This window comes from Rhodococcus sp. IEGM 1409, from assembly GCF_030056735.1.
Classification (GTDB): domain Bacteria; phylum Actinomycetota; class Actinomycetes; order Mycobacteriales; family Mycobacteriaceae; genus Rhodococcus_F.
Genome location: NZ_JASHKN010000001.1, coordinates 782337 through 809317, shown reverse-complemented (window position 1 = coordinate 809317; position 26981 = coordinate 782337). Strand labels below are relative to the sequence as shown.

The 26981-nt window shown below is 61.1% G+C and carries 25 protein-coding genes; 15 read left to right on the top strand and 10 right to left on the bottom strand.

The features are described 5' to 3' along the window. Positions 1–41: 41 nt before the first annotated feature. Together QM716_RS03960 and QM716_RS03955 are read right to left on the bottom strand one after the other, a co-directional pair. The gene (locus tag QM716_RS03960) at positions 42–1577 is read right to left on the bottom strand and encodes a CYTH and CHAD domain-containing protein (protein WP_283302534.1); all 1536 of its coding nucleotides are present in this window, start codon (positions 1575–1577) and stop codon (positions 42–44) included. A gap of 75 nt (positions 1578–1652) precedes the next feature. Next, a complete protein-coding gene (locus tag QM716_RS03955) occupies positions 1653–2576 on the bottom strand; it encodes a pseudouridine synthase (RefSeq protein ID WP_283302532.1) in 924 nt (307 codons plus the stop codon). A gap of 182 nt (positions 2577–2758) precedes the next feature. On the opposite strand from QM716_RS03955, the gene QM716_RS03950 reads away from it, so the two are divergent. The 8 genes from QM716_RS03950 to QM716_RS03915 all read left to right on the top strand — a co-directional run bounded on the left by QM716_RS03950 (position 2759) and on the right by QM716_RS03915 (position 12302). After that, a complete protein-coding gene (locus QM716_RS03950; RefSeq protein WP_502941959.1) occupies positions 2759–4744 on the top strand; it encodes a CocE/NonD family hydrolase in 1986 nt (661 codons plus the stop codon). Between the two features lie 62 nt (positions 4745–4806). Next, positions 4807–6051 carry a DUF6986 family protein gene (locus QM716_RS03945; RefSeq protein WP_283302529.1) on the top strand — a complete coding sequence of 415 codons (1245 nt, stop codon included), beginning with the start codon at positions 4807–4809 and terminating at the stop codon, positions 6049–6051. A 3-nt stretch (positions 6052–6054) separates the two neighbouring features. Then, positions 6055–7041 (top strand): allantoicase, encoded by a 987-nt coding sequence (gene alc / locus QM716_RS03940; protein WP_283302527.1) that lies wholly within the window; start codon positions 6055–6057, stop codon positions 7039–7041. Positions 7042–7057: 16 nt separating this feature from the next. Continuing rightward, the gene (gene puuE, locus QM716_RS03935; protein ID WP_283302525.1) at positions 7058–7987 is read left to right on the top strand and encodes an allantoinase PuuE; all 930 of its coding nucleotides are present in this window, start codon (positions 7058–7060) and stop codon (positions 7985–7987) included. A gap of 169 nt (positions 7988–8156) precedes the next feature. Next, positions 8157–9068 carry an SDR family NAD(P)-dependent oxidoreductase gene (locus tag QM716_RS03930; RefSeq protein WP_283302523.1) on the top strand — a complete coding sequence of 304 codons (912 nt, stop codon included), beginning with the start codon at positions 8157–8159 and terminating at the stop codon, positions 9066–9068. Between the two features lies 1 nt (position 9069). After that, on the top strand, positions 9070–9990 hold the full coding sequence (locus QM716_RS03925; RefSeq protein WP_283302521.1) for a ferritin-like domain-containing protein: 921 nt from the start codon (positions 9070–9072) through the stop codon (positions 9988–9990). Then, complete coding sequence (locus tag QM716_RS03920) at positions 9987–11474, top strand: flavin-containing monooxygenase (protein ID WP_283302519.1); 1488 nt, start codon at positions 9987–9989, stop codon at positions 11472–11474. The genes QM716_RS03925 and QM716_RS03920 overlap by 4 nt, the downstream gene beginning before the upstream one ends. 75 nt (positions 11475–11549) lie before the next feature. After that, positions 11550–12302, top strand: a complete 753-nt coding sequence (locus QM716_RS03915; protein ID WP_283302517.1) for a MerR family transcriptional regulator — start codon at positions 11550–11552, stop codon at positions 12300–12302. A 44-nt stretch (positions 12303–12346) separates the two neighbouring features. Here QM716_RS03915 and QM716_RS03910 read toward each other — a convergent pair whose 3' ends face one another. Further along, positions 12347–13087, bottom strand: coding sequence for a class I SAM-dependent methyltransferase (locus QM716_RS03910; protein WP_283303051.1), 741 nt, complete (start codon positions 13085–13087; stop codon positions 12347–12349). A gap of 82 nt (positions 13088–13169) precedes the next feature. Beyond that, complete coding sequence (locus tag QM716_RS03905; RefSeq protein ID WP_502941957.1) at positions 13170–14420, bottom strand: MCE family protein; 1251 nt, start codon at positions 14418–14420, stop codon at positions 13170–13172. Between the two features lie 338 nt (positions 14421–14758). Between QM716_RS03905 and QM716_RS03900 the strand changes: the two genes are divergently transcribed. Continuing rightward, positions 14759–15070: an ArsR/SmtB family transcription factor gene (locus QM716_RS03900; protein WP_283302515.1), complete on the top strand. Its 312-nt coding sequence runs from the start codon at positions 14759–14761 to the stop codon at positions 15068–15070. 101 nt (positions 15071–15171) lie between these two features. Further along, positions 15172–16347 (top strand): MFS transporter, encoded by a 1176-nt coding sequence (locus QM716_RS03895; protein WP_283302513.1) that lies wholly within the window; start codon positions 15172–15174, stop codon positions 16345–16347. Here the strand turns inward: QM716_RS03895 and QM716_RS03890 are convergent. The 3 genes from QM716_RS03890 to QM716_RS03880 all read right to left on the bottom strand — a co-directional run bounded on the left by QM716_RS03890 (position 16314) and on the right by QM716_RS03880 (position 19455). Then, positions 16314–17042, bottom strand: coding sequence for an aspartate/glutamate racemase family protein (locus tag QM716_RS03890; protein ID WP_283302511.1), 729 nt, complete (start codon positions 17040–17042; stop codon positions 16314–16316). The two genes, QM716_RS03895 and QM716_RS03890, sit on opposite strands and share 34 nt — an antisense overlap. A 5-nt stretch (positions 17043–17047) precedes the next feature. Continuing rightward, the gene (locus tag QM716_RS03885) at positions 17048–18622 is read right to left on the bottom strand and encodes an NCS1 family nucleobase:cation symporter-1 (RefSeq protein ID WP_283302510.1); all 1575 of its coding nucleotides are present in this window, start codon (positions 18620–18622) and stop codon (positions 17048–17050) included. Positions 18623–18729: 107 nt separating this feature from the next. Continuing rightward, positions 18730–19455 (bottom strand): GntR family transcriptional regulator, encoded by a 726-nt coding sequence (locus QM716_RS03880; protein ID WP_283302508.1) that lies wholly within the window; start codon positions 19453–19455, stop codon positions 18730–18732. 196 nt (positions 19456–19651) lie between these two features. On the opposite strand from QM716_RS03880, the gene QM716_RS03875 reads away from it, so the two are divergent. From QM716_RS03875 to QM716_RS03855, 5 genes are all read left to right on the top strand, one after another. Next, the gene (locus tag QM716_RS03875; RefSeq protein ID WP_283302506.1) at positions 19652–21988 is read left to right on the top strand and encodes an ATP-binding protein; all 2337 of its coding nucleotides are present in this window, start codon (positions 19652–19654) and stop codon (positions 21986–21988) included. Between the two features lie 406 nt (positions 21989–22394). After that, positions 22395–22622 carry a type 2 periplasmic-binding domain-containing protein gene (locus tag QM716_RS03870; protein WP_283302504.1) on the top strand — a complete coding sequence of 76 codons (228 nt, stop codon included), beginning with the start codon at positions 22395–22397 and terminating at the stop codon, positions 22620–22622. Between the two features lie 34 nt (positions 22623–22656). Beyond that, positions 22657–22962 (top strand): DUF6412 domain-containing protein, encoded by a 306-nt coding sequence (locus QM716_RS03865; RefSeq protein ID WP_283302502.1) that lies wholly within the window; start codon positions 22657–22659, stop codon positions 22960–22962. Positions 22963–23073: 111 nt separating this feature from the next. Continuing rightward, the gene (gene yidC, locus QM716_RS03860; protein ID WP_283302500.1) at positions 23074–24027 is read left to right on the top strand and encodes a membrane protein insertase YidC; all 954 of its coding nucleotides are present in this window, start codon (positions 23074–23076) and stop codon (positions 24025–24027) included. 52 nt (positions 24028–24079) lie between these two features. Continuing rightward, on the top strand, positions 24080–24955 hold the full coding sequence (locus tag QM716_RS03855) for an oxidoreductase (protein ID WP_283302498.1): 876 nt from the start codon (positions 24080–24082) through the stop codon (positions 24953–24955). Between the two features lie 78 nt (positions 24956–25033). Here the strand turns inward: QM716_RS03855 and QM716_RS03850 are convergent, their stop codons facing one another. Genes QM716_RS03850 through QM716_RS03840 form a run of 3 tightly spaced genes read right to left on the bottom strand, consistent with a single transcriptional unit; the run spans position 25034 to position 26924 of the window. Then, entirely contained in the window at positions 25034–26041 is a 1008-nt protein-coding gene (locus tag QM716_RS03850; RefSeq protein WP_283302496.1) for an NADP-dependent oxidoreductase, read from the bottom strand. Next, complete coding sequence (locus tag QM716_RS03845) at positions 26038–26466, bottom strand: organic hydroperoxide resistance protein (protein WP_283302495.1); 429 nt, start codon at positions 26464–26466, stop codon at positions 26038–26040. Before QM716_RS03845 ends, QM716_RS03850 begins: the two co-directional genes overlap by 4 nt. Beyond that, complete coding sequence (locus QM716_RS03840) at positions 26463–26924, bottom strand: MarR family winged helix-turn-helix transcriptional regulator (RefSeq protein WP_095968728.1); 462 nt, start codon at positions 26922–26924, stop codon at positions 26463–26465. The genes QM716_RS03845 and QM716_RS03840 overlap by 4 nt, the downstream gene beginning before the upstream one ends. Between the last annotated feature and the right edge of the window lie 57 nt (positions 26925–26981).

Below are 26981 nucleotides of genomic sequence, written 5' to 3'. Positions count from 1 at the left end.
CCTCTGAAATGATCGAGATCGGTCGACTGGTTACAGCGAAGTCACCAGAGTGACGACGCTGACTTCACGGCTTCCTTCCATGTCTTGCGCAGCTGGGTTGATTGCCCGTCGGCGATTTCCAGTTCTCGCCGATAGGCCATGCCCAATCCGAAGCTGGTCAATGAAGTGTGTTCCTGCTCCGCAGCAATTTCGAGCAGATGATGTTGGGCGACAACGGAATCCTGATGCTCGCCGAGAACGTCCTGGAAGTGGCTGAAATGCTTCAAGGCGCGCTTGGCTCGACTCTTCGACACGGGTTCCATGACCTCGATCGCGTACTTCATCCGCTTGGCTCCCTTGCGGGCGCGGTGCATTCGCTCGTCACGATCGTTGCGGGTATCGGCGTCGAAGACGTGATCGACTCGCTTACCCACCTTGTGCGCCAGGTGGCGCAGGGTATGAGCCAACTCTCGTGCCGACGCCTTCTTTCCCACGCGGTGCGCGACTGTGTCGAACTCGAGGTCGCCGATGTACTCGTCGAGGCGATCGAGCAGTGTGGTGTAGCGCTCGGAATCGAGCGCTTCGAGGGCTGTTTCCTGTGCGGTTTCACCGCGCGCCGAGAAGAACTCGTCGATTCGAGCTCGCACAGCTTCTCGTTCGGGCATCTCGTCGATTTCGCCGAGGCGTTCCACAAGACGCTCCCATTGGACCTCGACGTCGCGGGCGTCGCCGAACTTTCCACCGATCCACCGCAGATCCGTGACGAGATCGTCGATCTTGGGGGAGTGGCCGGCGTAGGACTGAAGAGCGCTTCGGATGCGACGTGCTGCGACCCGGAAGTCGTGAACGGCTTCGTCGTCGGTCCGACGCGTCCCGAGATCCGCTGCAACCAGTGCGCGTAGTTGTCCGATGAGGTAATTACGCAACAGAATCCGCGGATTCGACGCTTTGCCCGTGGTGACCTCGTGGCCGACGTACGGCGTGACCGAAGTGCCCAGTGCGCGTTTGAGTTTGGACGGACTCGCAGAACGCTCGAGTCCGGCGTCCAGTAGAACCGACTCGATTGCGTCGGCCAGGTCTTGTCCGCCGGCGCCTTGTTCGACCTCGACTTCCTGCCACGTCGACTCGCCGGAACCGTCTGCCTTGCATGCGATGACGGTGTCGGAGACCACTTCGGCAAGCAGAACACCGTTTTCGCCGTTGAGCCTGGTGCGCTCCCGATCGGTGATGATCAGGGCGACCGGCACCAGATCGTGTCCGCGGATGATCGCCCGGATCAGACTCGACAGCGGTGAGGGAACATCGGTGCTCTCGTCCGGTGGAAGCTGGATTTCGGTCCGAGTGTCCTGGCCTGCGGGAAGTTTCATGTGCCATCCCGCGTCATCGCCGCCCTCACGCTTGCGCAGCGTGATCTTTTCGGCGAGCAACCGGTAGTCGGCGGTGTCGAAGTAGGTGGCAGAGAGCTGTATCGAGTCGTGGACCGGCTCACCGACAACACCGGGAAGCCCACCCAGTGCGGGAACTTCCTGCTCGGCCGGCGCCTCGTACTTACGCTCGATCTCCCGTACGGCTTCGGGTACGTCAGCGGTCTTGCTCATCTGGTCTCCTCTTGCGGTGCGGTCTGCGCTTCCATCCTCCCGGTATCGGACGCGCAGTGGAAGGGTCCGGGGTTCCTACGGCGAGTCGCCACGGGCTGATTCGTGTGGCCAGGACAGGGTCCGCCTACTTTCGAACCGTTGTAGCCGGCCGGTCAACGGATCCTCGAACTCGAGAACCTTCGACAGCAGGCGCAGCGGATTCGAATAATCTTCTGCGGCAACGTCGTAGAAGTGGGGATAGAAGTTGTCGCCGTGGATCGGGAGCCCGACAGCGCTCATGTGCAGGCGAAGTTGATGGGTCTTGCCGGTATGGGGGATCAACCGGTACCGCGCGAATCCGTCCCGCGTCTCGATCAGTTCGATCCGCGACTCGCTGTTGGGCTCGCCCTCGATCTCCTCGGCCTTGAGCACCCCGCGTTCTTTCACGATGCGACTGCGCACGACTACGGGAGTGCTCACCTGAGCGTCGTAACGCGCGATGGCCTCGTACTCCTTGGCGACGCGGCGCTCGGCGAACATCGTCTGGTAGCCGCGCCGGGCCGCCTGATGCACGGTGAACAGCAGCAGTCCTGCCGTGACGCGATCGAGGCGATGAGCTGGACTGAGCTCCGGCAGATCGAGGTCCCGACGCAAGCGGACCAATGCCGATTCGGCGATGTATCGCCCGCGCGGGGTGCTCGCGAGGAAGTGCGGCTTGTCCACGACAAGGATGTTCTCGTCCCGGTGCAGGATGTCGATCTCGAACGGCACCCGCGTTTCGACGGGAGGGTCGCGGTACAGGTAGACGAACCGCCGGGGAGCGAAAGCGCTCGTCTCGGTGATTCCGACGCCCTTCTCGTCGACGACCTCCCCGGCTGCGACTTTCTCTCGCAACCGGACGGCGTCCTGGGGAAATCGTTCGAGCAGGTAGTCGAGCGTCGTCGCCCACATGCCGTCGTCGGGCTGACGGATGCGACTGGGGTTCAGGCCGTCGCGGACGGGAAGGGGTGATCGTGACACATCTTCAAAGCTAGCCGTCCGGTCGGCATTCAGACCTATTGACGACATATGGGACGGAAGTTACTATCCGGTAAGTTAGTGACACCGGTCACTGTCGTGGGGGCAGGGCTGGGTCATCACAACAGAAAACTGGGGTTTTCGTGAGGACACGACTTCTACGTCGAAGGTCGACAACGATTGCGGTGGGGCTGTGCGTCGTGGGATTGACGGTGCCGAGTGCCATCGCTTCTGCGGATCCGACGGGAGGGCCGGACGGGCAGGCTTGGCTCGCGGCAACGGAGGCGACGCCGCAGTATCCGGGGGTCTCCATCGAGTGGGACGTGCCCATCACGATGAGTGACGGCACAGTTCTGCAAGCGAATGTGTACCGACCGGCGGATGAATCCGGGCGGGCCGTGGAATCGAAGACGCCTTCGGTCCTCAACATCACGCCGTACACGAAACTGCTGGACACACTGGTGGATTCAGCTCTGTCGATCCCGCAGGTGGGTGAGACGTTGATGGACGTGGCGAACTCGCTCGACCTTGCGGCGCCGTTCGACGGAGTGTCGGAGTTGACGGGCGTCATCGCCGGCGGAGGTGCCAGGGTCCTCGGCGTCAACCGTGATCTGGTCCAGAACGGATATACACAGGTTGTGGTCGACGCGCGTGGAACCGGCTTCTCCCAAGGTAATTGGGACGTGCTCGGCAAGCGTGAGCAACAGGATTCGGTCGAGGTCATCGACTGGATGAGCAAGCAAGGGTGGTCCGACGGGAAAGTAGGGATGGCGGGCATCTCGTACTCCGCGATCAACTCGGTGCAGGCGGCGAGCAACAATCCACCTGCACTGAAGGCGATCTTCCCGGTCGAACCGGGCAACGATCTGCTGCGTGACATCGTCGGAACCGGTGGCGGCCTCGGAGTCGGGTTCATGCCGTTGTGGTTGACCGCGGTCAACGGGCTCAAACTCGTCCCGAACGTTCAGGACATCCTGCAAGGAAATTTCGATCCCCTGTGGTTGGCGAGCCGCCTCCAGGATCCGGGAACGCTGATTCCCGAACTGGTGCAAGCGATGACGGCCCAGAGAATCGAGGACGTGTCACCGTCGACTCTGCAAGTCGCGCAAGACGGTCAGTTCTATCAGGACCGATCCGCAGACGTCGGCAACATCACTGTTCCGACGATGGTCTACGGCGGTTGGCACGACATCTTCGCCAACAGCGAGCCGCGGATCTACAACGGAATAGATCTGCCGGCTGGACAGAAGCAGTTGATCATGGGGAACGGTTATCACGTCACTCCCGGTGGTGGGTTCGGCAAGGACGGTGCGCCGCCGCGCCTCGACGTGCTCGAACGTGCGTGGTTCGACAAGTGGCTCAAGGGCATCGACAACGGAATCGATCGATACGGTCCGGTGACGATGTTCCAGCAAGGTGGCGGATGGATCACGGACGATCAGTTCCCGCGAGCGGGTGCGGGCTACGAACGTATGTATCTGAACTCTGCGCCCAGCGGTACTGCCGCCCATGGGGCGTACGACGGTTCCTTGACCGTTGACCCGCCCAGCGCCGCAGCGCGATTGACAGTCGCGCCCGGACTGCGAGGTTTCTGCTCCGGTGACGGAACCCAGGGAACAGCCGGTATCTCCGTGGTGCTCGGTGCATCGTGTTCCAAGGATTCTCGATTCCAGGAAGCGGAGGGTCTGACGTTCACCGGTGAGGCAGTGACCGAGCCGACCACACTCTCGGGCCCGATCAACGTCCATCTCGAGACAGTGCTGGACGCGACGGACGGATTCTGGGCAGCGACGGTCAACGACGTAGCGCCGGACGGAACCTCGACGCCGATCACGAACGGCGCTCTGACTGCGTCGCTCCGGGCGGTCGACGATTCCAAGAGCACCCGCTCGGCCAACGGCGACTACAGTGAACCGCACCACTATCTGACGATCGACACGCGTCAGCCGGTTGTTCCCGGTGAGGTCACCACCGTCGACATCAACATGCTCCCGACGGATGCAGTGCTGCAGCCGGGTCACCGACTCCGCGTCGACGTCTACGCTTCCAGCGTGCCGCGTTACCTGGCCCTCGGGCCGATGCTCGCCGACAGCCAACTCAAGCCGCAGCACATCGAGTTGGCTGCAGACCGGCCGAGCTTCGTCAACGTTCCCTTCGTCGGGGGTCGCTGACCCGGACTTCGACGGCGGCGTGAGAACCTGCGGGTTCGCGGACGTTCTGAGAAGATCGTCCGATGACAGAATCCCGACTCTCCGCCGCCGTCCACGATCGCCTGGACGGACTTCTGGACCCGGTGGACGAGCGGCTCGCGGCGCAGTACCCGGGAAACCGTGACGAGATCCAGCCAGTGCACACGATTTACGTCAGTGCCGCAGATGCAACCGTCGACACCCCTCGTCTCTGGGGTGAGCAGGCGATAGCGCTTCTCGATTCTCACGCGCATGTGTTCGCCGATCTCGACACCGAGAATGCACTCGCCGATGTGCGAGTTCAACTCGGCCGCAAGCCGGTCCAAGACTTTCGAATAGATTTCGAGGACGGATACGGCCGCCGCAGCGACGAGGAAGAAGACGCAGCAGCGACGTCGGCCGGGCGGACACTTGCGGCGCTCAGCGCTGATCCTGCCGGGCCGAACTGGGGTGGCATCAGGTTCAAGGGCTTACCGGCCGGCGAGCGTCGACGCTCGATCAGGACGCTCGAGCTGGTGCTCGACGCGGCCGGCGGAGTGCCGGACGGATTTGTCTTCACCGTTCCCAAACTGCGCGCAGTGGAGCAGGTCACGGCGACGGTGTTGCTCTGTGAAGAACTGGAGAAGGCTCACGGACTCGAGCCGGGTTCACTTCGGTTCGAGTTGCAGATCGAGAGCCCGCAGGCAGTCATCGCTGCCGACGGAACGGTGGCAGTTGCTCCGGCCATCCACCGCGGTGCCGGTCGTCTGACCGGTTTGCATTACGGCACTTACGATTACAGCGCGGCTTGCGGAATTGCATCGCGTCATCAGTCGCTCGAACATCCGGTGGCAGATCACGCAAAGGCTGTCATGTTGGCTGCTGCCGCGCAGACCGGCGTGTGGGTGTGCGACGGGTCCACTCAGGTCGCGCCAGTCGGGAGCGCCACGGCGATCCGCGACGCGATCACTCGGCACCATCGGCTCGTCACACGATCCCTGGAACGCGGTTACTACCAGGGCTGGGACATGCACCCCGGGCACCTGGTCACCCGCTGGCTCGCCACCTTCGGTTTCTACCGCAACGCGCTCGGCGCCGCAGCCCCGCGCATCCAGTCGTACCTGGGGCGCCAAGGCGGCGCCGTGATGGACGAACCCGCAACCGCCCAGGCTCTGGCAGCGGTGGTTCTGCGTGGGCTCGACGCGGGGGCCTATCCGGAATCCGAGGTTCTCCGGCTCGCACCGAGCGCCGACACCGACGCACTCCGCCATCTCGTAGGACGCACCACACCGATCACAGGAGAACACTGACCGATGAGCACCACCGAATTCACCTTGCTGCCCGACCTGGCACTGCGCACCCTCGGCGGAGCCGTCATCTGGGCGAACGACGAGGCATTCGCCGAGCGTGAGGCCCTGATCCGACCAGGTAAAGCTGGATACCAGCCGGCGACGTTCGGTCACAAGGGGCAGGTGTACGACGGTTGGGAAACGCGTCGTCGCCGGGCCGCAGGTCATGACGAGGCGATCGTGCGCCTCGGTGTTCCCGGAGTGGTGCGAGGCGTCGTCGTCGACACCGCGTGGTTCAAAGGCAACTACCCGCCTGAGATCTCGGTGGAAGCAATCTCCGTCGACGGGTATCCGGATCCTCTCGACCTGGCGGGATCCGACGAGTGGACAACCATCGTCGAGCGCTCGACCGTGCACGGTGACTCGGAGAATCCGTTCTCGGTGGCGTCGGAGGAGCGGTGGACGCACGTCAAGCTGACCATTTACCCGGACGGTGGTGTCGCGAGATTCCGTGTTCACGGTGAAGCGCGGCCGGACCCGCGTTTCCTCGACGCCGGGCCCTTGGACCTCGCAGCACTCGAAAACGGCGGCCGCGTGACCGACTGCTCCAACATGTTCTACAGCTCACCGCAGAACATTCTGTTTCCCGGACGCGCTGCTTCGATGGGTGACGGGTGGGAGACGGCCCGGCGTCGCGACGACGGAAACGACTGGGTGCAAGTACAACTCGCGGGTGAAGGCGTGTTGAGCTTCGCCGAGATCGATACCTCGTACTTCCTCGGAAACAGTCCGGGTGAGGGCGCTCTGACCGGCCGAACGCCGGCAGGGGAGTGGAAAGAACTGTTGCCGCGTACGACGCTGCGTCCGGACACGCGCCATCGCTTTCCGATCGAATCCGAAGTCCCGGTCACCGATGTCCGTCTGGACATCTTCCCGGATGGTGGCCTCGCGCGACTGAGAGTCTTCGGCGTACTCACCGATGCTGCTCGCGCTGTGATTTCCGGGCGCTGACGGTAAAATTGTTGGCATGAGCGACTATCCGCGCGATGACTATCCCCGGGACATGGTGGGATACGGGCCTCATCCGCCGCACCCACACTGGCCCGGCGACGCGCGGATAGCTGTTCAGTTCGTACTCAATTACGAAGAGGGAGCCGAGAACAACGTCCTGGACGGGGACGCGGCTTCGGAGACATTTCTGTCGGAAATGACTCCGGCAGAAGCATTTCCGAATCGCCACATGAGTATGGAATCGCTGTACGAGTACGGCTCTCGGGCCGGGCTGTGGCGTGTTCTCCGGACCTTCGAGCGGCGGAACCTGCCTCTCACAGTCTTCGCGGTGGCGCGCGCGATGCAGCGTAATCCGGAAGCTGTCAGTGCTTTTCAGGAATTGGGTCACGAGATCGCGTGCCACGGACTGCGATGGAAGTCTTACCAATCCGCGGACATCGAGCGCGAACGCGCAGACATGGCCGAGGCAGTCCAGATCCTGCGAGATCTGACGGGTTCGACGCCTCTCGGTTGGTACACCGGACGCGATTCACCGAACACTCGCGAACTGGTGGTCGAGCACGGCGGATTCGTCTACGACTCCGATTCTTATGCAGATGATCTGCCGTACTGGGTCGACGTATTGAGTGGCGCAGAGTCGGTGAAGCATCTGGTCGTTCCGTACACGCTCGATACCAACGACATGCGTTTCGCCTCTCCAGCAGGATTTCCCAGCGGCGACCAGTTCTTTGCACACCTACGTGACGCCTTCGACGTGCTGTATGCGGAGGGAACGGCCGGATCACCGAAGATGCTCTCGGTCGGGTTGCACTGCCGCATCGTCGGCCGCCCCGCCCGTGCTGCCGCCCTCGATCGATTCCTGGACCACGTGCAGTCGCACGAGAAGGTCTGGATCGCGCGGCGCATCGATATCGCCGAGCACTGGAAGTCCGCGCACCCCGCTTAGGGATCGGTCGGTCGACCGAAGACTTCATTCGAGCAGTTCGGGTACTCGTTCGGCCACCGCGTATTACGCCACCGAAATCTAGGCCATTGACAACTGGCACGGTTGTGGATGACTCTTTGGAGATGGAGAACCACACGGAAACCGAAGCGTCTTCAGGGTGGGCCGACTAGTGCCATCCAAGAAGTCGACCAAGAACCGCGGATCGAAGTTGTCCCACAATGCCCGCGCAGTGGTGACCGGCGCCGGAAGCGGAATCGGCCGGGCCTTTTCGTTGGAGTTGGCGCGCAGAGGCAGTGAGGTGATCTGCGCGGATATCTCGCTGGAACGGGCAAAGGAAACAGTGGCACTCATCGATGAGATCGGTGGTACCGCGCACGCCGTCCAATGCGATGTGTCGATTCGTGAGCAGGTTCAGGACCTGGCGTTGTTCGCGGAACTCGAACTTGCGGGACCGGTTTCGCTGGTGATCAACAATGCCGGGGTCGGTATCGGTGGAAAACCGGTGGGTGAGATCGGTTTCGACGATTGGGAGTGGGCACTCGGGATCAATCTGTGGGGTGTCGTGCACGGCTGTGAGATATTCGCTCCACAATTGCGTGCGAGCGGCGCCGGGGGATTCATCAACGTGGCCTCGGCCGCTGGGTTTGCGGCTGCGCCGCTGATGGCGCCCTACAACGTCGGCAAAGCGGCCGTGATGTCGCTCTCGGAGACCTTGTCCGCTGAGCTAGCCGGCACGGGAGTGCGGGTGACGGTGCTGTGTCCGACCTTCGTCAAGACAAATGTTGCTCTCGACGGTCGAATCACCGCGGAAGCAACACAATTGGCACAGGCGTTGATGCGACGAACCGGCTTTTCGCCGGAGCGCATTGCCGTCACCACTCTCGACGCCTACGACAAAGGTCGACTCTACGTGGTGCCGCAGTTCGATGCGAAGGTGATCTGGCGACTCAAACGGTATCTACCCGTTGCCTACACATGGTGCTGTGGAGTTCTCAATCGCTTTGCACCGAAACAGAAGCCGGGATCATCTGGAACCTCGGCGGTGCCGGAGACGAACTCGCTGAGCACGAAAGGAGTGTGACATGTCCTTCGATTTCGACGGCATGCTACAGAAAATCAAGGACCGCCAATGGGCTCTGGTGGACATCGACTGGGATGCTCCGGGTGCCGAGACGATCAGTCCAGAGCTTCATGCGAAGCTGAAACCGTTCATGTCGGACCTGATGTGGATCGAGAACGTCGGTGCCCGCGGCTTCGCTGCGATGGCTCTCAAGGCGCCGACTGAAACTCTCCGAGACATCTACCGGCATTTCCATGCCGAGGAACAGAAGCACGCCAACGCCGAACTCGCGCTGATGCGTAGGTGGGGAATGCTCGACGGCGACGAGATGCCCGAGCCCAACATCAACGTCAAGCTCGTCATCGACTGGCTGGACAAGCATTCCGACGGTTTGTCGCTCTCGATTCTCGGGACCGTCATACCGATGCTCGAGGTGGCGCTCGACGGAGCCCTGGTCAAGTTCATCATGGACGAGATCGAGGATCCGGTCTGCCAGGCTGTGTTCAAGAAGATCAATGCAGACGAGTCCAGGCATCTGGCGGTGGATTTTGCGGTCATCGAGATGCTCGGGCACTCGACGACGCGCAAGCTCGTTGTCGAAACCGTCGGCGCCTGGATGAATCCGGCACTGATCATCGGAACGCTTCGTTACATCCCGTTGCTGAACAAGATGCGCGACAACATCGTCGACATGGGAGTGAACGAGGAACGGCTCTACACCGCGATGAAGCGGTTCAGGAACGTAGGCGAACGGAGTCCGGCCGCGCTCCGCGTCCCGATGTATCGGGTGGTGAAGTGGCACGGCAACATGGTCATCAATCGCAACCATCCCTACCATCTGCTTGCCGATCGGATGGTCAAGGTCACGGGCCGACTTTCCGGCAGCAGACTCAATTCCGAGCCGACATGGGCCAAGGAACTTACGTACGAGCCACTCGCATGAGTACTGCCGAGCCGCTGTCAGTGGCGATCATCGGTGGAGGTTTCGCAGGAATCGGAGCGGCGATTCGGTTGAAGCAGAACGGTATCGAAGACTTCGTCATTCTCGAACGAGGCACGGAGGTCGGCGGGACCTGGCGTGACAACACGTATCCGGGCGCTGCGTGCGACATTCCTTCCCGTCTGTACTCGTACAGTTTCGCCCCGAATCCGGACTGGTCGCACACCTACTCGGCCAGCGCGGAGATCCTGGGCTACATCCGAACGATGGTGAAAGAGTTCGACCTCGATCCGAAGATTCGGTTTCGATGCAACGTCGCGGGCGTCGAGTGGGACGAGCAGACCGGTGTCTGGACGATCGCGCTCGAGGGCCGTGAAGGGGTCATTGCCCGGACCGTCGTCATGGCGTCCGGTCCGCTCGCGAACGTCAGCTTTCCTGCTGTTCCGGGTTTGGAGAGCTACGAAGGACACAAAATTCACAGTGCTCGCTGGGACCATGACTACGACTTCACCGACAAGCGAGTCGCAGTGATCGGAACCGGGGCAAGCGGCGTCCAGATCGTCCCGGAACTCGTGAAAACTGCACGATCTGTGAAGGTTTTCCAACGAACACCCGGATGGGCATTGCCGCGAGCAAACCTACGGACCCGACCTCGCACGAAGGAGCTGTACCGTCGTCATCCGGGCGTCCAGACTCTGGCGCGTCGGGCTTGGTACTGGGGACACGAATCGGTAGCGCTCGGGGTGGTCTGGGAATCCCCGTTGACGAGGGTGGTGGAGACAGTCGGGCGTCTTCATCTGCGTATGCAGGTGAAGGACCCGTGGTTGCGGCGACAACTCACTCCCGACTTTCGGGCAGGATGCAAGCGGTTGCTGATGACCAGCGAGTATTACCCGGCTCTCCAGCAGGACAACTGCACACTCGTGACCTGGCCGATCGCGAGATTGGCCCCGCATGGCATTCGCACAGTCGAAGGGATCGAGCATCAATTCGACTGCATTGTGTTCGCGACCGGCTTCGACGTTTCCAAGACCGGAACACCGGTCCCGATCATCGGAAGGGACGGACGTGTGCTCGCACAGGAGTGGAGATCCGGGGCGCGTGCGTACAAGAGCATTGCGGTATCCGGTTACCCCAACCTGTATTTCACCTTCGGACCCAACTCGGGTCCGGGGCACAGCTCCGCCCTCGTGTACATGGAAGCGCAACTCGACTATCTCGCCCAAGCGATCAAGATCGTCCTCGAGCGCAACCTCAAGGCCCTCGATGTTCGTCAAGATGTCGAAGATGCGTACAACGTCGAGTTGCAGCGGCGGCTGTCGAAGACCACGTGGAACTCGGGATGTTCGAGTTGGTATCTCACCGACGAAGGTTTCAACGCCACGATGTTTCCCGGTTTCGCGACCCAGTACGTGAACCAATTGAAATCGGTGGATCTTCGGGACTACACCAGCACGGCGCGCGAGAAAGACACTGCGCAGACCTGATCCCGGGTTCTGATCGGCCTGGTGTTGCCACTAAGTTGGAATCGTGACGACCGACGCGGCAGAGGAGACGAGGCGGTGACCGAGTACCGCATCGACGATCTAGCGCGCGCTGCGGGCACTACCTCGCGGAACGTACGGGCATATCAGGAACGCGGATTGCTTCCTCCGCCGGAGAAGCGGGGGCGGGTGGGCATCTACGGCGACGCGCACCTCGAACGCCTCAAGCTGATCGACACACTTCTTCAACGAGGTTTCACCACTGCGCATATCGACGACTTCATCACCGGGTGGGAAACCGGGAAAGACCTGACAGAGGTGTTGGGTCTGCAGCACGCGGTCACCGAATCATGGTCCCGCAGCGACACCGTGAGTATCGAGATGGCCGTCGTACGCGAATTTCTCGGGGGCGATGCGGATGGTCAACTGGATCGTCTCGTAGATCTCGGACTGGTACAGATCGAAGGAGAGAACTGCGTTTTCACCGATCCTGCTTTGCTCAGCGGGTTTTCGAGTCTCCTCGAATACGGTTTCACTCTCGATCAACTTGTCGATGTGCACGAAAAGCTCCACAACGCTGTGGACGGGATCGCCAAAGACCTGATTCAGGCGGCGAAGGATCGTATCGTCGATCAGCACGGGGTCGGTTGGCTGCCGGAGGGCGACGAGGTTGCCGGAACAGCCGAGATGCTCCAGACGATGCGTGAACTCGGTGTGGCGTCGGTACATTCGGCACTGGCCCGGGCGCTCGACGCGAACCTTCAGCGTGTACTCGGCGACTATCTCGCCGCTGCGATCGGCTCGCGGAGCGACGTCGACGAATCGGACTAGCAGCTTCGATCACGTTCGGGATGCGCTGACCCGTCGCGGTGCGCTCAGCTCTTGCGTGCCTCGATCAGGAATCGGCTCGAGTACGCGACAAACGATCTGTCGCGACGGATCTGCGCGTCGAGTTCGCGGAGTCGGTCTCGGTACTGCGCCACGGTGAATCCCGGAACCATCCAGATCACCTTGCGTAAGAAGTAGACAACGGCGCCGATGTCGAAGAATTCCATGCGCAGACGCTCGAAACGAAGGTCGACGATGGTGAGCCCGGCCGCAATCGCGTCAGCACTTTCGTCCTCGTAGTGCCGTCCGCGACGAGCCTCCGGCTGAGGTCCGAGAAAGTACTCGACAAGTTCGAACACGCTGGCGTGACCCACATGTTGGGCGAAGTACGTTCCCCTGGGTTCGAGCACACGCGCGATCTCGGACCACCACACTGTCGCGGGGTGCCGGCTCGTCACCAGATCGAATGCCGAATCGGCAAACGGTAGCGGTGGCTCGTCTGCGTCCGCGACGACCACCACACCTCGGGAGCGCAGAAGGGCAGTGGCCTTGGCGACATTTGGTGGCCAGGATTCGGTAGCTGCCATCACCGACGGGAGTGATGGTGCGGCGGCAAGGACTTCGCCGCCGCCCGTCTGGATGTCCAGCGCAGCGCCGGCACCGCCGAGACGTTCACCCATCAGTGTCTGGTATCCCCACGTGGGACGCCCGTCGAGCCACGAGAAATCCCACCCGTCGACGGAGGCGGATTCGGCTTCGGCGACAAGTTCGTCGAAACTTCGTGACATCCCCTGTGACTTGCCCTCAGGCGTTCCTTCTGACATCACATCATCATCGTCGCCGCCCACAGACGGTGCCAGTCATTTACGGCTACTTCGGGGTGGCGCCGAGCATCGGTGCAAGTTGGGTGGCGATCGGATTGAGATCGAGCTTGTCCGGGTCCACCTTGGGCTTGCTGTCCCACGGTTGCGAGGTGTTCGGGTCGGCGAAGGCGATGCGGTTGGCGCTACGGACACCCGTTTCACTGCCCTGAGGCGCCTGGCAGTTGGCAGCGGTGTTCAGCGGGAAGTCCTGTGTGGTGTCGTCGAAGTTCGGGTCTTTGCGCTTCATCTCGTCGAGGATCGCCATGGTCCCTTCGTATCCGACGGTGCACGAGAGCGGGTTGTTGGTCTCGAGCACCAAGCCCAGGTGCACGGTTCCATCCGCTGGTGCCACGGTGGGCGCTGCCCCGGCGAGCGCAGGAAGGAAGAGCAAGAAGGGCTGCAGGGTAGGCACTGTCGGAGCCGCTGCCGATGCAACGGCGGCGAGATTGGAGAGGTTGGTCGTGAGCGCGGGGCCGGCTTCGGTGACGAGAGAGCCGACTTGTTCGCTGGCCGGTATGCCGTTGTCGATCACGCGTCGGATGTCGGGATCGCTGGTGCGTAACTGCGCGGTCAGTGTGTCGAGGTCGGTGCTGAACTGCTTGATCGCTGACGATTGATCGGACTGGGTCGTGAGCACCGTCTGGCTGTCGCGGATCAGTCCGAGGGTCTGTGGAAGGGTATCGAGGCCTGACTGGGAAATCCCCGACAGCGAGTCGGCAAGTACCTGCAGATCTTCGCCCTTGCCGTTGAATGCCGCGCCGAGTTCCTTCGCGACGGTGTGGAGTGCGTCGACGGGAACGGAGTGCACCAGACCGTCGGCGCTGGTCAAGACGTTCTCGATCGGGATCGGAGTGGTGGTGTCGCCCACAGCGATCACCGAGCCGTCTTCGAGGAACGGACCCTGGTCGGTATCGGGCTGCAGGTCGACGTACTGCTCGCCGATGGCCGAGCGATTGGCCACTACGGCTCGCGCGGATGCGGGGATCTGGGGAGCACTGCTGTCGATCAACAGGTCGACTTCGATTCCCTCGGAAGTGAGCGACATGTTGCCGACGCGTCCGACGGGTACACCGCGGTAGGTCACTTCGGCATTGGTGAAGATGCCGCCGGATGTCGCCAGTTCGGTCTTGACCGTGTACTGGCCGAATCCCAGAAGATTGTCCAGCCGTACGTATTTCGCACCGACATAGATCAACCCGAGTAGCGCAACGGCGACGAGGGCGACCAGCTGCCATTTGGCGAGCCTCGACATCACCATCAGAGATCGAGCCCGAACTGATGTGGTGTGCTCATGGTTCGACTCCCGAATGACAAGCCGGGTACGGCTGATGTTGAGCGAATTGTGTTCACCCACGGACATTCTGAGGTGAACCGGAAAGTTCCAACAATTCGTTGTTGGCGATAACTATAAACAAGTCGTCACAGATAGAAAGTCGGGGCGCAAGTTTCCGCAGGTCGCTGAAATCCAAGTGGCACAGCTCACTTCGAGTGTCGATGTGTGATGCACGACCTTCCGTGTGCTGTGCAAGCTTGACTTCGCCTGTCGTATCTATAAAAGTAGATGCGTTCCGGTCGGCGAAGGGTGAGGTGTGATCGATGGATGCTTTGGCGATCTTCAAGTCGCTGTCCAACCCGACTCGCCTGCAGATCATGGAGTGGCTCGCACATCCGGCGAAGTACTTCGACGAAGACTCGTACACGCAACAGGATCTCGGTTTTCACATCGGAGTCTGTGTTGGTGACATTCAGTCGCGATCAGGGCTCGCGCAGTCGGTGATCTCGGGGTATCTGCAGGGCATGAAGGATGTTGGCCTGCTCGAGTCCGAACGCATCGGGAAGTGGACGTACTACCGACGGAACGAAGCCTTGATCGCCGAGTTCAGGGAATTCGTTCGCGAAAAACTGTGACAGTTGGGTTTTCCGCGACGATCTTTGTTCTTCAATCATATCTACATATCTAGATATATATCTGTTTTGCGCCCTGTGTGGCGCAGTAGGAGGAGTGTGTTGTGAAGTCGAAATTATTGATTCCCGTTCTGGCATTGGGTGTATTCGGAATCATCACCACGGAGATGGGGATTATCGGGGTTCTGCCCCAGGTCAGCGACAAGTTCGGCATCACCGCGTCCGATGCAGGATGGTTGGTCGGCGTGTTTGCGCTTGTCGTGGCGGTGACCGGTCCGTTCACCACGCTTTTCACTTCGGGAATCAACAAGAAGACCGTTCTGTTGGTGGCGATTGCAGTCTTCGCAGTTTCCAATCTGGTGTATGCGACAACGTCGAGTTTCGAGGTGATGTTCGCTTTCCGGATCATCCCCGCGGTCGTTCATCCGGTCTTCTTCGCTGTCGCGCTCGCGAGTGCAGTTCGTCTGGCGCCACCGGAGGAGGCAACTTCTGCGGTCACGAAGGTATTTGCCGGTGTCACCGTCGGATTTGCGTTCGGTGTGCCGTTGACGTCGTATTTGGCCGAGAACTTCACGGTGTCGACAGCATTCGTTTTCGGCGCCGTGGTCAACGTCCTCGCGTTTCTCGGAATTCTGACACTTCTGCCCTCGACCCCGGTGACACAACGCATGTCGTACGGCGCGCAGGTCGGAATGCTTCGCAGGCCCCGCGTGTGGTTGACCATTCTTTCCGTCACGTTCGTCTTCGCAGCCATGTTCTCGGTGTACGGATACTTCGCCGAATATCTCGGCGGGGTGACCGGAATGAGCGGATCGTGGATCAGCGCGATGCTCTTGGCTTTCGGTGTCGTGATGATCTTCGGGAACTTCGTGTTCGGCGCGATGCTCGGAAAGAGTGTGGTGCGAACGGTTGTGGCTTTTCCATTGCTGTACATCATCGTGTACGTCGTGATCTATCTGGTGGGTCCGTACTTTGCCGCGATGATTGTTGCCGTGTTGGTGTGGGGCATGGTGCATTCCGGTGGACTGGTCGTTTCGCAGAGTTGGATGGGACGAGATTCGGCTGATGCACCCGAGTTCGGTAACAGCCTGTTCATTTCGTTCTCCAATCTGGGGATCACGCTCGGAACAGCGACAGGCGGCCTGTTTCTCACACATCTCGGAACGCGTCAATTGGTCTGGGCCGGAGTCTTGTTCGCCGCTCTCGCCCTGGCAACGATCCTCGCTCGATTGTCGCTCGGGCGGGTTCACAACGAGAACGGCGCCAAGGTTCCGGTGTAGTTCTTGGGAAGTGGCCGCGAGAACTCGCCGCGCGCACTGGTCGACAATCCAAGCGTGATCAAAGATTGAACCATGGTGACGGCAGCGCCAACGCCGTCCACTACCGGCACCCCCACTTCGGCAGACAATTCGTGGCACAGGTCCGCCATACCTGCACAACCCAGAACGAGGACGTCCGAGTCGTCTCGTTCCAAAGCGTCGAAACAGGCTTCCAGGATCACTTTTCGCGCATCGGGATCACGATCGAGTTCGAGAACCGGGATCTCGCAGGAGTGGATACCGCGGCATCGGGCCTGCATCCCGTAACGGTCCACCAGGTCGGCAGCGCGGCCACGGGTCCGACCGAGGGTGGTCACAACGCTGAATCCACGGCCCAGGAAGCCGGCGTAGTTCATCGCCGCCTCGGCAATCGCGACCACTGGACCCTCTGCCAGTTCGCGGGCTGCATCCAGACCTGGATCCCCGAAGCAGGCGATGACGTATCCGTCGACACCGTTCGTCTCGCCGGACGCGATCTCGGCGAGAATACCTGGGACGCTGAGAGCTTCGTCGTAGTGGCTTTCGATCGACGCGGGACCCATGACAGGGCTGACAGCCTCGACGAATGTGCCCGGACCGGCGACGGCCCGGGCGCATTCCTCGATCTTGGCAGTCATCGCCCACGTGGTGTTGGGGTTGATCACCTTGATTCTCATGACGTTCAGTCGACCGTCGCGGTTTCTGAAGAAGAAGCATTCCGGACAGCAAGGGGGGTGCGCGTGGCGAGCAAGTAGTAGACCGCAAATCCGAGCCCGCAACCGATGAACCAGCTGTACTGTGCTGCCGTGTACATCCCGGTGAGATCTTTGGCCAGCACCGGGACCATCGCAACGACTGCTCCCACGGCGGTTGCGATCACTGCGGCCGGGTTGTATCCCTTGCTGTACCAGTAGGTTCCGGTAGGTGACATGCTGAACAGTTCGTCGACGATCACCTTCTGCTTGCGCACGAGGTAGTAGTCGGCGATCAGGATTCCGAACAGCGGACCGATGAAGGCTCCGAGGGTTTCGAGCGTGTAGTGAATGACGTCCGGATTGTTGTAGAGGTTCCACGGGGTGATGAGGATCGAGCCGATCGCTGCGATCATCCCTCCGGCGCGCCAGCTGATCTTCTGTGGGCTGACGTTGGAGAAGTCGAAGGCAGGGGAGATGAAGTTGGCGACGATGTTGATGCCGATCGTGGCGATGGTGAAGGTGAGTGCGCCGAGGACGATGGCGAAAGTGCTGTCGATTCGTGCCACGGTTGCAACGGGATCGGTGATCAGTTCGCCGTACACCGGCAGTGTCAACGATGCCGTGACTACGACCAGCACCGAGAAGACGAGGAAGTTGACCGGCAAACCGAGAAAGTTGCCCTTCTTGACTGCAGCGAACGACTTCCCGTAGCGGGAGAAGTCGCCGAAGTTGAGCATCGGTCCGGAGAAGTACGAGACAACCAGAGCGATTGCGCCGAGCATGACTGGTACGGCGTCGAAACCCGAGTACTTGACGTCGCCGAGCGTGAGATCGATTGCGCTCCAGCCTGCCTGGTAGATGAGGTAGCCGCACAGCATGAACATCACGACATACACTGCCGGCCCGCAGAAGTCGATGAACCGGCGGATCGACTCCATGCCTCGCCAGAACACGCAGGCCTGCAATACCCACAGCAGCATGAAACTTCCCCAGCCGAGAGCGGAGAGTCCGGCGAATCCGTAGTCTTCGACGACGGCATAGGGCGCGAGTGACGGAAAGAGTTTGATCAGTACGACATCGAGTGCTGCCGAAGCGAGGAAGGTTTGAATCCCGTACCAAGCCACGGCAATCAGGCCACGGATTATTGCCGGGATGTTCGCGCCGAGGACGCCGAATACGCTGCGGCAGATCACCGGATAGGGCACGCCGGTGGCCTGGCTCGGTTTGGCGACCAGATTGCAGAAGAAATAGACGACCGTGATACCGACCAGCAAAGCGACGAGGACTTGCCAGCTGGCCAATCCCAGTGCGAAAAGACTACCGGCAGTGACATATCCGCCGACGCTGTGTACGTCGGACATCCAGAAGGCGAAGATGTTGTACGACGACCAGGTCTGCTTGCGAAGCGGCGCCAGATCCTCATTGGTCAAACGTGGGTCGTAGCCGGGCTTGATCAAACCGCTGCCGACAGGGTGGCCCGCGGCTTCGACCAGGTCGCCCGGACCGGTTTCCATTGCGGGAGCTGGGGTAGAGGTCGTACGAGACGGAAGAATGTCGGTCATGACAGCTCCTGTGCATCAGTGCAGGAAATCAGCGGACAGAGCACAAGCTTCCAGCGTCAGTGATGAAAACCGTGTCGAGAGAAAGGTATCGACGCTGTATTGCACAGTTATTGCGCGATCGGTATATCTTTTTCGGCCAGCAGACCGGTGTTTGTGGGCAGAGTCGCGATCACGGTATTGAGTCGGCGATGATGGATTTCGGAAGCACTCAGAAGGGCGGCTGCGTCCCGGTGCAGGAATGCGTCCAGCATCGCGGTGTGATCCGAGTGCAGAACCTGGCGATCGACGCCGGCAACATGGACCATCGGCTGAACCGGTTCGGTGATGTTCCAGGCAGCTTCGAACATGTGCAGAAGTCGAAGCATGTGCGACGGCCGGGTCAGTGCGAGGTGAAAGTTTCGGCTCTCGCAGTGATAGGACTGAGAGTCGTCGTAGCGCAATGCGATCTCCAGACGGGAGTTCACCTCGACGGCGTGTTCGTGATCCTCCTCCGTGGCCTGCTCGACCGCGACGGCCAAGGCAGCTGATTCGAGAGTTTCGCGGACGATGTACATCTCACGCAGTTCCGCTGGCGTCAACTGAGCAACGGTGTAGCCGAATTGATGCCGGTGGTCGACCAAAGACTCTCCGACCAGGGTTTTCAGTGATTCCCGCACTGGTATTCGGCTGACACCGAATACTTCAGCCACGTCGCCGAGAGGAATCGGGGTGCCCGGAGGCGCCGAACCGGACAGAATCACTCGCCGCAGTTCGTCGAGGATCGCTTGTTGCGGACTACCGGGAGCATCGATGACCAGTTGCGTCAGCAGTACCGATCTACGGCGCGGCGGCATGTCGCTCTCCCTTCGTGTATCTGCCAGCGTAGGAATACGTTGTTTCGCCCGCGTGACACCGGTGTGGCCGTCGTGAATCGCGCACTCGAGGGAGAACAAGTGGGCTCCGATCACAAGCACGAGTGAGTGCTGCTCAGGAGGCCGATCGTGGGGGTAGCGTTGTTGTGTAGTGGTATGGCAGAAAGCGAGTCGGTCGATGGCATCCGCTGTGCGCTCAGAAGCCGACCAGCGAGTTGTCGGCAACTTACCCTTGGAGCTGACAAGTTTTGTCGGTCGGCGGCGCGAGTTGGCCGACGCCAGGAGATTGTTCGAGACGTCCCGTTTGTTGACACTGACCGGGATCGGTGGCGTGGGCAAGACACGGCTCGCGATCCGACTTGCGGGCGCGTTGCAACGAGTGTTTCGAGATGGTGCCTGGTTGGTGGAACTGGGGGAGCAGACCGATCCAGATCTCCTTGAAGATTATGTCGCCGTGACCCTTGATGTCCGGTCAGTCTCGTCGGCGGACCCGCTGCAGGCACTGATCGACTACTGCGCCGATCGGAGTCTGCTGTTGGTGCTCGACAACTGTGAACATCTGGTCGATGCAGTTGCACTGTTCACCGGGGCGATCCTGCGTCGATGTGCCGGTGTGAAGATCCTCGCGACGAGCCGCGAGTCGCTGGGTGTGGGTGGTGAAGCGACGATGCGGGTTCCTTCCCTCAGCACCCCGCTGCAATATGACTCGGGAGCGTTCGAGGGGCTGGCTCGGTACGAATCCGTGTCACTGTTCACCGAGCGTGCAGCCACGGTAGTCCCAGGCTTCGTCCTCACGGAAGGGAACAAGCTTGCGGTAGCCCGTATCTGTCACGATCTGGACGGCTTGCCGTTACCGATCGAACTGGCGGCCGCTCGCCTGCGTGGTATGTCTGCTGAGCAGATCATGAACAGGCTCTCGGATCGATACCGCCTTCTTACAACGGGTGGACGCGACGTTCCGAGTCGTCAACAGACGCTGCGATTGTCGATCGATTGGAGTTTCGACCTCTGCTCGCCATCCGAACAACAGTTGTGGGGGAGGCTGTCGGTGTTCTCGGGTGGGTTCGACCTCGAAGCCGCCGAGGGTGTGTGTGGGCAGGATATGAATTCGACCGAAGTGCTCGATCTCGTCACCGCGTTGGTCGAGAAGTCCATCCTGATTCGTGAGGAAACCAGCGGAGATGTTCGCTACCACCTCCTCGATCTTCTCCGGGAGTACGGACATGAAAAGTTGGAGTCCGCCGGTGAGTATTCCGATCTACGTCGAAGGCATCGTGATTGGTTCGAATCGTTTGTTGTACAGGCTGATTCCGAATGGATCAGTAGCGGGCAGGCTGGGTGGATCGAGTGGCTGAGTCGTGAACAGCGTAACGTGCACGAAGCGCTGGAATTTTCGATTTCGACGCCGGGTCAGGCACGGTCTGCGACACGAATGGTCGCAGCGTTGTACCGATTCTGGCTCAACGGCGGCCGGATCGGTTCGGCGAGGCGCTGGGCGGATCGGACCCTGAGCGCCTCCGATGGAGAGTCGGACATGTATCGCCTGGAAATTCTGTGCATCGATGCTGTGGCACACGGCATGCAGGGTGATCTCGTTCGCGCACGCGGACAGGTCGACGAGAGTTGGCGCCTTGCCGAGGTCATCGGAGACGTGCGCTCGCGCGGCCTGGCTGGGTGGGCCGACGGATATGTCGACGCGTTCAATGGCGAATTCGACACTGCCGCCGAGAAGTTGGAACTTGCCGTAACGCTGTTCCGATCAGCTGAGAATCTGCAGCACAAAGTGATTGGGTTGGGCACCCTCGGGCTCGCGTACATCTTTACCGGTGCTCTGGAGCGTTCTGTGGAGTGCTTCGACGAGTCCCTCGCGATCACCGTACCGCTGCACGAAGTGATGTATCAGGCGTCGACGTTGGCCAACCTCGGGCTTGTGGATTGGCTTCGGGGCGACCTCGAGCGCGCCCGTGACCATTTGACGCGAAGTCTGCGGACCACCGACGCCTCGTTGAACTCGGCATGGTGTGTCGAACCGATGGCCTGGGTTGCTGCAGCGCAACGTGATTGGAAGCATGCAGCGGTTCTGCTCGGTGCCGCAGCGATGTTCTGGCAGCGGGTCGGGGGTCGACTGAGCGGGCTTTCGAGTTTGTCAGCCCATCACGACAATGCTGCAGGTTCCGCTCGAAAGGCATTGGGTGAGAGTGCTTTCGAGAAGGAGTTTCGCAGAGGATTTGAGATGGCCGAAAGTGAAGCTGTCGCTTACGCGCTCGATGAGCGTCGTAGCGCCCCGGCTGCATCGCCGATCGACGCACCTCACCTGACCCGTCGTGAACAGCAGGTCGCCGAATTGGTGGCTCAGGGACTGACCAACCGCGCTATCGCGGAGCAGTTGGTCATCTCGCTGCGCACGGCTCAGGGGCATGTGGAGCACGTGCTGACAAAACTGGGATTCACTTCCAGAGCACAGATCGCGGCGTGGTTCGTCTCGACCGCGCAGGAGACCGACTCCCGAGGCTGAGACCGCAGGCAGAGGTGAGTGCTTCTCCGGGTGCAGTTTGCGAGGTCATCGGTTCAGCAGACCGGATCTGACGTCCGATTGCAGTTCGCCTCGAACCGTTCGCCAGGAAACGGCAGTACCGTCTCCGCAACATCGCGTTACGTCCAACCGCACCCCGCGACACCTGGTGCAGACGGCGCTCGCGGGGGAGGATGGCATCGCATTCCGCGCAATGGTGGAGCGTCAAGCATGCGGATCGCGACGAGCGGCCCGAATGTCGCTGCATTACAAGTCCCCTTATCAAGCTGACGTGATACATGTCAGTAACGTCGGGCGAGGTAGTACGGCATGGATCCCCACATGTTCCCCGCCGTAGTACAGGACCACGTCACCCGGTTGGAGGTCGTCCCGGGAAACCGGATCCGCTGTGGTTGCCTCGCCCGTTGCGGCGTCCCTGATGGCCGCCGACAGCGATCTCGTCGCATTGGTGCCCGAAAGACTCGCCCGATACTTTGCCGCTCGCCTCGAAGTCGCCTGGTTTGCGGTGCCGACCGAACTACCGGCCGTCACCATCCACCAACAGTGGCACGGTCAGCTGGATCACGATCCCGCTCACAGGTGGCTACACGGACATGTCCGTGAGGCAAGCGTCTAGCTGGATTCGGTGATCGTTCTGTACTCTCGCAGTCATGCAACAGCGGAGTACGGGAACGGTGACACGATCACTGTTGCTGCTTCTGCTGCCGTTCATCGCCCTCCTGGCCGTGCCGCCGCTCGGTTCCTCGGGCAGCGCCGCGGTGCTGGGAACTGCGATCGCAGTCTTCGTGGTCGCTGCCCTCGCAACCTCCGCGAAGTACGAACTTCTCCAACTGTGTGCGGTTTCGGCCACTGGCCCGTCTGATGACGAACGCTGCCTGCGTGGAGCTTTCCGCAGGCAGAGCAGCCCGGACGCGCCTGGCCGTCCGCAACCTCGAGCACCCGGAATCGGTCTGTAGATCGGCCGTCGGCGGGGTGAACTCGTCGTAGGTCGGTCAGACGTCTTGCGTCCACGACCATTCCCGCGCTCTCGATTGCCTGAGCGTGCCTCTCGGTGAGGTTCATTCGTCATGCTCGATTTTGTCTACTACCCCGTGTCCGGAATCCTCTGGTTCTGGCACAAAGTCTTCTCACTGATTTCCGGATCACCCGACAACGGCGTCGTGTGGGCGTTGTCGGTCGTATTTTTGGTCTTCACACTCAAGGCCTTGCTGTTCAAACCATTCGTCAAGCAGGTTCGCACCCAATTGGTCATGCAAAGGCTGCAACCACAGTTGAAGGCATTGCAGAAAAAGTACGCAGGCGACCGGCAGAAACTTACTGTCGAGATGGCAAAGCTGCAGAAGGAACACAACTACAGTCCGCTACTCGGATGCCTGCCGATGCTCGTCCAGGCACCGGTATTCATTGGTCTCTACCACGTCCTGCGATCATTCAATCGAACCGGAGCGGCATCCCATGTCCCGTTTCTGAGCCCGACCGAACCGATGTCGGTGGCGGACAACGCGAACACGGCCAACTACTTCTTCAGTGCTTCGGACGTCCAGTCGTTTCTCGACGCCAAACTGTTCGGCGCGCCGTTGTCCGCCATGATTTCGAGTCCGGCAGCGCAGCTGGAAGCGTTCGGCGACGTCAGTCGGATCTCCATCATTCTGGTTGCCGTACCGCTGATGATTTTTGCCGCCGTCGCTACACATTTCACGTCGCGGGCGTCCATCGCGCGCCAAGTGGACACCGGAACCGTCAACCCTCAAACGGCAATCATGAACAAGCTTGCTCTGTGGGTATTTCCGGTCGGTGTGATTGCCTTCGGTGCATTCGCGCCCGTCGCGATCCTGCTCTATTTCGTGAGCAACAACTGCTGGACGTTGGGCCAACAGCATTTTGTGTACGGACGCATCGCGGCGGAGCAGAAGGCAGCCGAATTGTCGCCGACACCCGCAGTGGCCACGCCCCCGGCGCGTGGAGCTGCTGCCCCACCGGCGCCAGGAGCAAAGCCGATTCGGGCCAAGCGCAAGCGATGACCGGAAAAATCGGCCCTCCCTACCGACGGGTAAGGCACGTACGCTGGAATGCATGACCAAATGGACCGCAGAAGACGTAGTTGATCAGACCGGCCGCACATTTGTCGTCACGGGGGCGAACAGCGGACTGGGTGAGGTAGTCGCACGAGCGCTGGGCAAAGCCGGGGCCGACGTCGTCCTCGCTTGTCGCGACACCACGAAGGCAGACGCCGTAGCCGCCGAGATCGGGTCCAACGCGGTTGTCCGCAAGTTGGACCTTTCGGATCTGTCGTCGGTACGAGCCTTTGCCGACGCAACGGAGAAGGTCGACGTCCTGGTGAACAACGCCGGCGTGATGGCGGTCCCGTTCCGCCGGACGGTCGACGGATTCGAAATGCAGATCGGCACAAACCATCTCGGGCACTTCGCGTTGACCGGGTTGCTGAAGGACAAGCTCACCGACCGTGTCGTGACGATGTCCAGTGCCTTGCATCAGCTCGGGACCGTCGATTTGGACGATCTCAATTTCGAGCGTCGGAAGTACAACCGCTGGTTGGCCTACGGGCAGTCCAAGCTTGCCAATCTGTTGTTCACGTACGAACTTCAGCGCAGGCTCGCGGCTTCGGGATCTCCGCTCAAGGCGCTCGCTTCGCATCCGGGATATGCGTCGACGAACCTGCAGGGGCACACCGAGTCGATCCAGGACAAGCTGATGGGAATCGGCAATCAGATCTTCGCGCAGTCCGCGGAGATGGGTGCGCTTCCCGAACTGTGGGCGGCCACGGCGCCGGATGCCTTCGGCGGCAGTTACATCGGACCGGACGGTCCGTTCGAGCAGCGCGGGTATCCGAAGGTCGTGGGGTCGAACAAGAAGTCACACGACAAGAAGACCGCCTCGGGCTTGTGGGCACTGTCGGAGAAGTTGACCGGAGTCTCGTTCGGGATCTGATTGGGAAACAACTGTGGCCGCGGACTTCGAGAAGTTCGCGGCCACAGTCATATCCGTTCGAGCTACTGACTGTTCGGGTTACAGCGTGACAACCATCTTGCCGGTGTTCGCGCCGCGCATCAGGTCGATGAAGGCCTGGGGTGCATTCTCGAGACATTCGACGATGGTCTCGTCCCACTGAATCTTGTTGTCGGCGAGCCACCCTGCCATGTGGGTGCGGAATTCTCCGCCGAGGTGGCGGTAGCCGCCCACGAGGAATCCGCGCAGAGTGAGCTGCTTGCCGATCACCAAGGCCAGATTGTGGGGAGCCGTGGGCTTGTCGGTGGTGTTGTACTGAGCGATGGCCCCGCACAAGGCGATCCGGCCGCCCTGGTTCATGGCGTCGATGGCGGCTTCGAGATGCTCGCCACCGACGTTGTCGAAGTACACGTCGATGCCGTCAGGCGCCGCAGCGGCCAGCAGTTCGGTGATCGGGCCGTCGTGATAGTCGAACGCCGCGTCGAATCCGAGTTCGAGAAGTCGGGCAACCTTTGCGGGAGAACCGGCGCTGCCGATCACTCGCTTCGCACCGAGCAACTTGGCGATCTGACCGACGAGCGATCCGACGGCACCTGCTGCGCCGGAAACGAATACGGTGTCGCCTTCCTTGAATTCCGCGACTGCGGTGAGGCCGGCATACGCGGTGAGACCGGTCATGCCGAGGGCGCCAAGGTAGGCCGTTGCCGGCGCGATGGACGTGTCGGCCGGAGTTACTGCGGATCCGTCGAGGACGGCGTATTCACGCCACCCGAGCCCGTGGACGACGACGTCGCCGACCGCGCGATCAGCCGACTTGGATTCGACGACCTCGCCGACAGCACCACCGTCGAGCGCCGCGCCGACCTGGAACGGCGGAAGGTAGGACTTCACGTCGTTCATCCGGCCGCGCATGTACGGGTCGACGGAGATGGCGATGTTGCGGACCAGGATCTGGCCGTCTTCGAGTTCGGGGAGTTCTACTTCGGCGGTGGCGAAGTTCTCCGAGGTGGGCCAACCGTTCGGGCGTGAAGCGAGACGGATTTCCCGGCTTACAGTGGTGGTGCTCATTCGTCGTCCTTACTTACTTCGAGGGTGACCTCGATGTTGCCGCGAGTTGCATTGGAGTACGGGCACACCTGGTGCGCCTTCTCCGTCAGCTCGACGGCTTGATCATGGGGCAGGTGGGGGAGTGAAACTTCCAGCGTCACAGCGAGTCCGAAGCCTCCTTCGCCGTTGGGGCCGATGCCGACCCGCGCGCCGACTGCGGAATCAGCCACGTTGGCCTTCTCGGCGCGGGCGACCATCTGCAGTGCGGAGTGGAAGCATGCTGCGTATCCGGCGGCAAAGAGCTGCTCAGGGTTGGTGCCCTCCCCGCTGCCACCCATTTCCTTGGGAATGGCGAGACCGAGATCGAGGCGTCCGTCCGAGGTGCGAGCGTGACCGTTGCGGCCTTCGCCGGTGGCAAGTGCTTCTGCGGTGTAGACGATGTTCATGACTTCTTCTTTCCGTCGGAGTGGGCATTGGATGCTTGAAGTGACTCGCCGAGACGAGTGAGAACGTCCCGGAGCTCGGTGAGTTCGTCGTTACTCAGACCAGTGGCACCTGCGAGCTTGGCCGGGATGTCTTCGGCCTTGCTACGCAAGGTGGAACCCGACTCGGTCAGGTGGATCTCGACGCGACGCTCGTCGGTGGTGAGGCGTCGACGTTCGATGAATCCCAGACCCTCGAGCCGCTTGAGCAGCGGCGACAGAGTCCCGGTATCGAGATCGAGTGCCTCACAGATCTCGCGCACGCCGCGGCCGTCTCGTTCCCAGAGTGTCAACAGGACGAGGTACTGGGGGTACGTGATCCCCAGGTCGTCGAGCATTGCTCGGTACGCGGCCGTAGTGGCCCGCGACGCCGAATAGAGGGCGAAGCAGACCTGGCGTTCGAGGGCGAGTGGGTTGGTCACGAGAACAACTGTAGCGCACAGTTAAGTTGTGCACAACAAAGAAGTGTCAAACAGATC

Coding starts and splice junctions, on each gene's coding strand:
- QM716_RS03905 (WP_502941957.1), bottom strand. CDS start 14,420: ATGGTGATGTCGAGGCTCGCCAAATGGCAGCTGGTCGCCCTCGTCGCC.
- QM716_RS03910 (WP_283303051.1), bottom strand. CDS start 13,087: ATGTCACGAAGTTTCGACGAACTTGTCGCCGAAGCCGAATCCGCCTCC.
- QM716_RS03945 (WP_283302529.1), top strand. CDS start 4,807: ATGACAGAATCCCGACTCTCCGCCGCCGTCCACGATCGCCTGGACGGA.
- QM716_RS03920 (WP_283302519.1), top strand. CDS start 9,987: ATGAGTACTGCCGAGCCGCTGTCAGTGGCGATCATCGGTGGAGGTTTC.
- QM716_RS03885 (WP_283302510.1), bottom strand. CDS start 18,622: ATGACCGACATTCTTCCGTCTCGTACGACCTCTACCCCAGCTCCCGCA.
- QM716_RS03855 (WP_283302498.1), top strand. CDS start 24,080: ATGACCAAATGGACCGCAGAAGACGTAGTTGATCAGACCGGCCGCACA.
- QM716_RS03960 (WP_283302534.1), bottom strand. CDS start 1,577: ATGAGCAAGACCGCTGACGTACCCGAAGCCGTACGGGAGATCGAGCGT.
- yidC (WP_283302500.1), top strand. CDS start 23,074: ATGCTCGATTTTGTCTACTACCCCGTGTCCGGAATCCTCTGGTTCTGG.
- alc (WP_283302527.1), top strand. CDS start 6,055: ATGAGCACCACCGAATTCACCTTGCTGCCCGACCTGGCACTGCGCACC.
- puuE (WP_283302525.1), top strand. CDS start 7,058: ATGAGCGACTATCCGCGCGATGACTATCCCCGGGACATGGTGGGATAC.
- QM716_RS03925 (WP_283302521.1), top strand. CDS start 9,070: ATGTCCTTCGATTTCGACGGCATGCTACAGAAAATCAAGGACCGCCAA.
- QM716_RS03900 (WP_283302515.1), top strand. CDS start 14,759: ATGGATGCTTTGGCGATCTTCAAGTCGCTGTCCAACCCGACTCGCCTG.
- QM716_RS03865 (WP_283302502.1), top strand. CDS start 22,657: ATGCAACAGCGGAGTACGGGAACGGTGACACGATCACTGTTGCTGCTT.
- QM716_RS03845 (WP_283302495.1), bottom strand. CDS start 26,466: ATGAACATCGTCTACACCGCAGAAGCACTTGCCACCGGCGAAGGCCGC.
- QM716_RS03890 (WP_283302511.1), bottom strand. CDS start 17,042: ATGAGAATCAAGGTGATCAACCCCAACACCACGTGGGCGATGACTGCC.
- QM716_RS03880 (WP_283302508.1), bottom strand. CDS start 19,455: ATGCCGCCGCGCCGTAGATCGGTACTGCTGACGCAACTGGTCATCGAT.
- QM716_RS03875 (WP_283302506.1), top strand. CDS start 19,652: ATGGCATCCGCTGTGCGCTCAGAAGCCGACCAGCGAGTTGTCGGCAAC.
- QM716_RS03850 (WP_283302496.1), bottom strand. CDS start 26,041: ATGAGCACCACCACTGTAAGCCGGGAAATCCGTCTCGCTTCACGCCCG.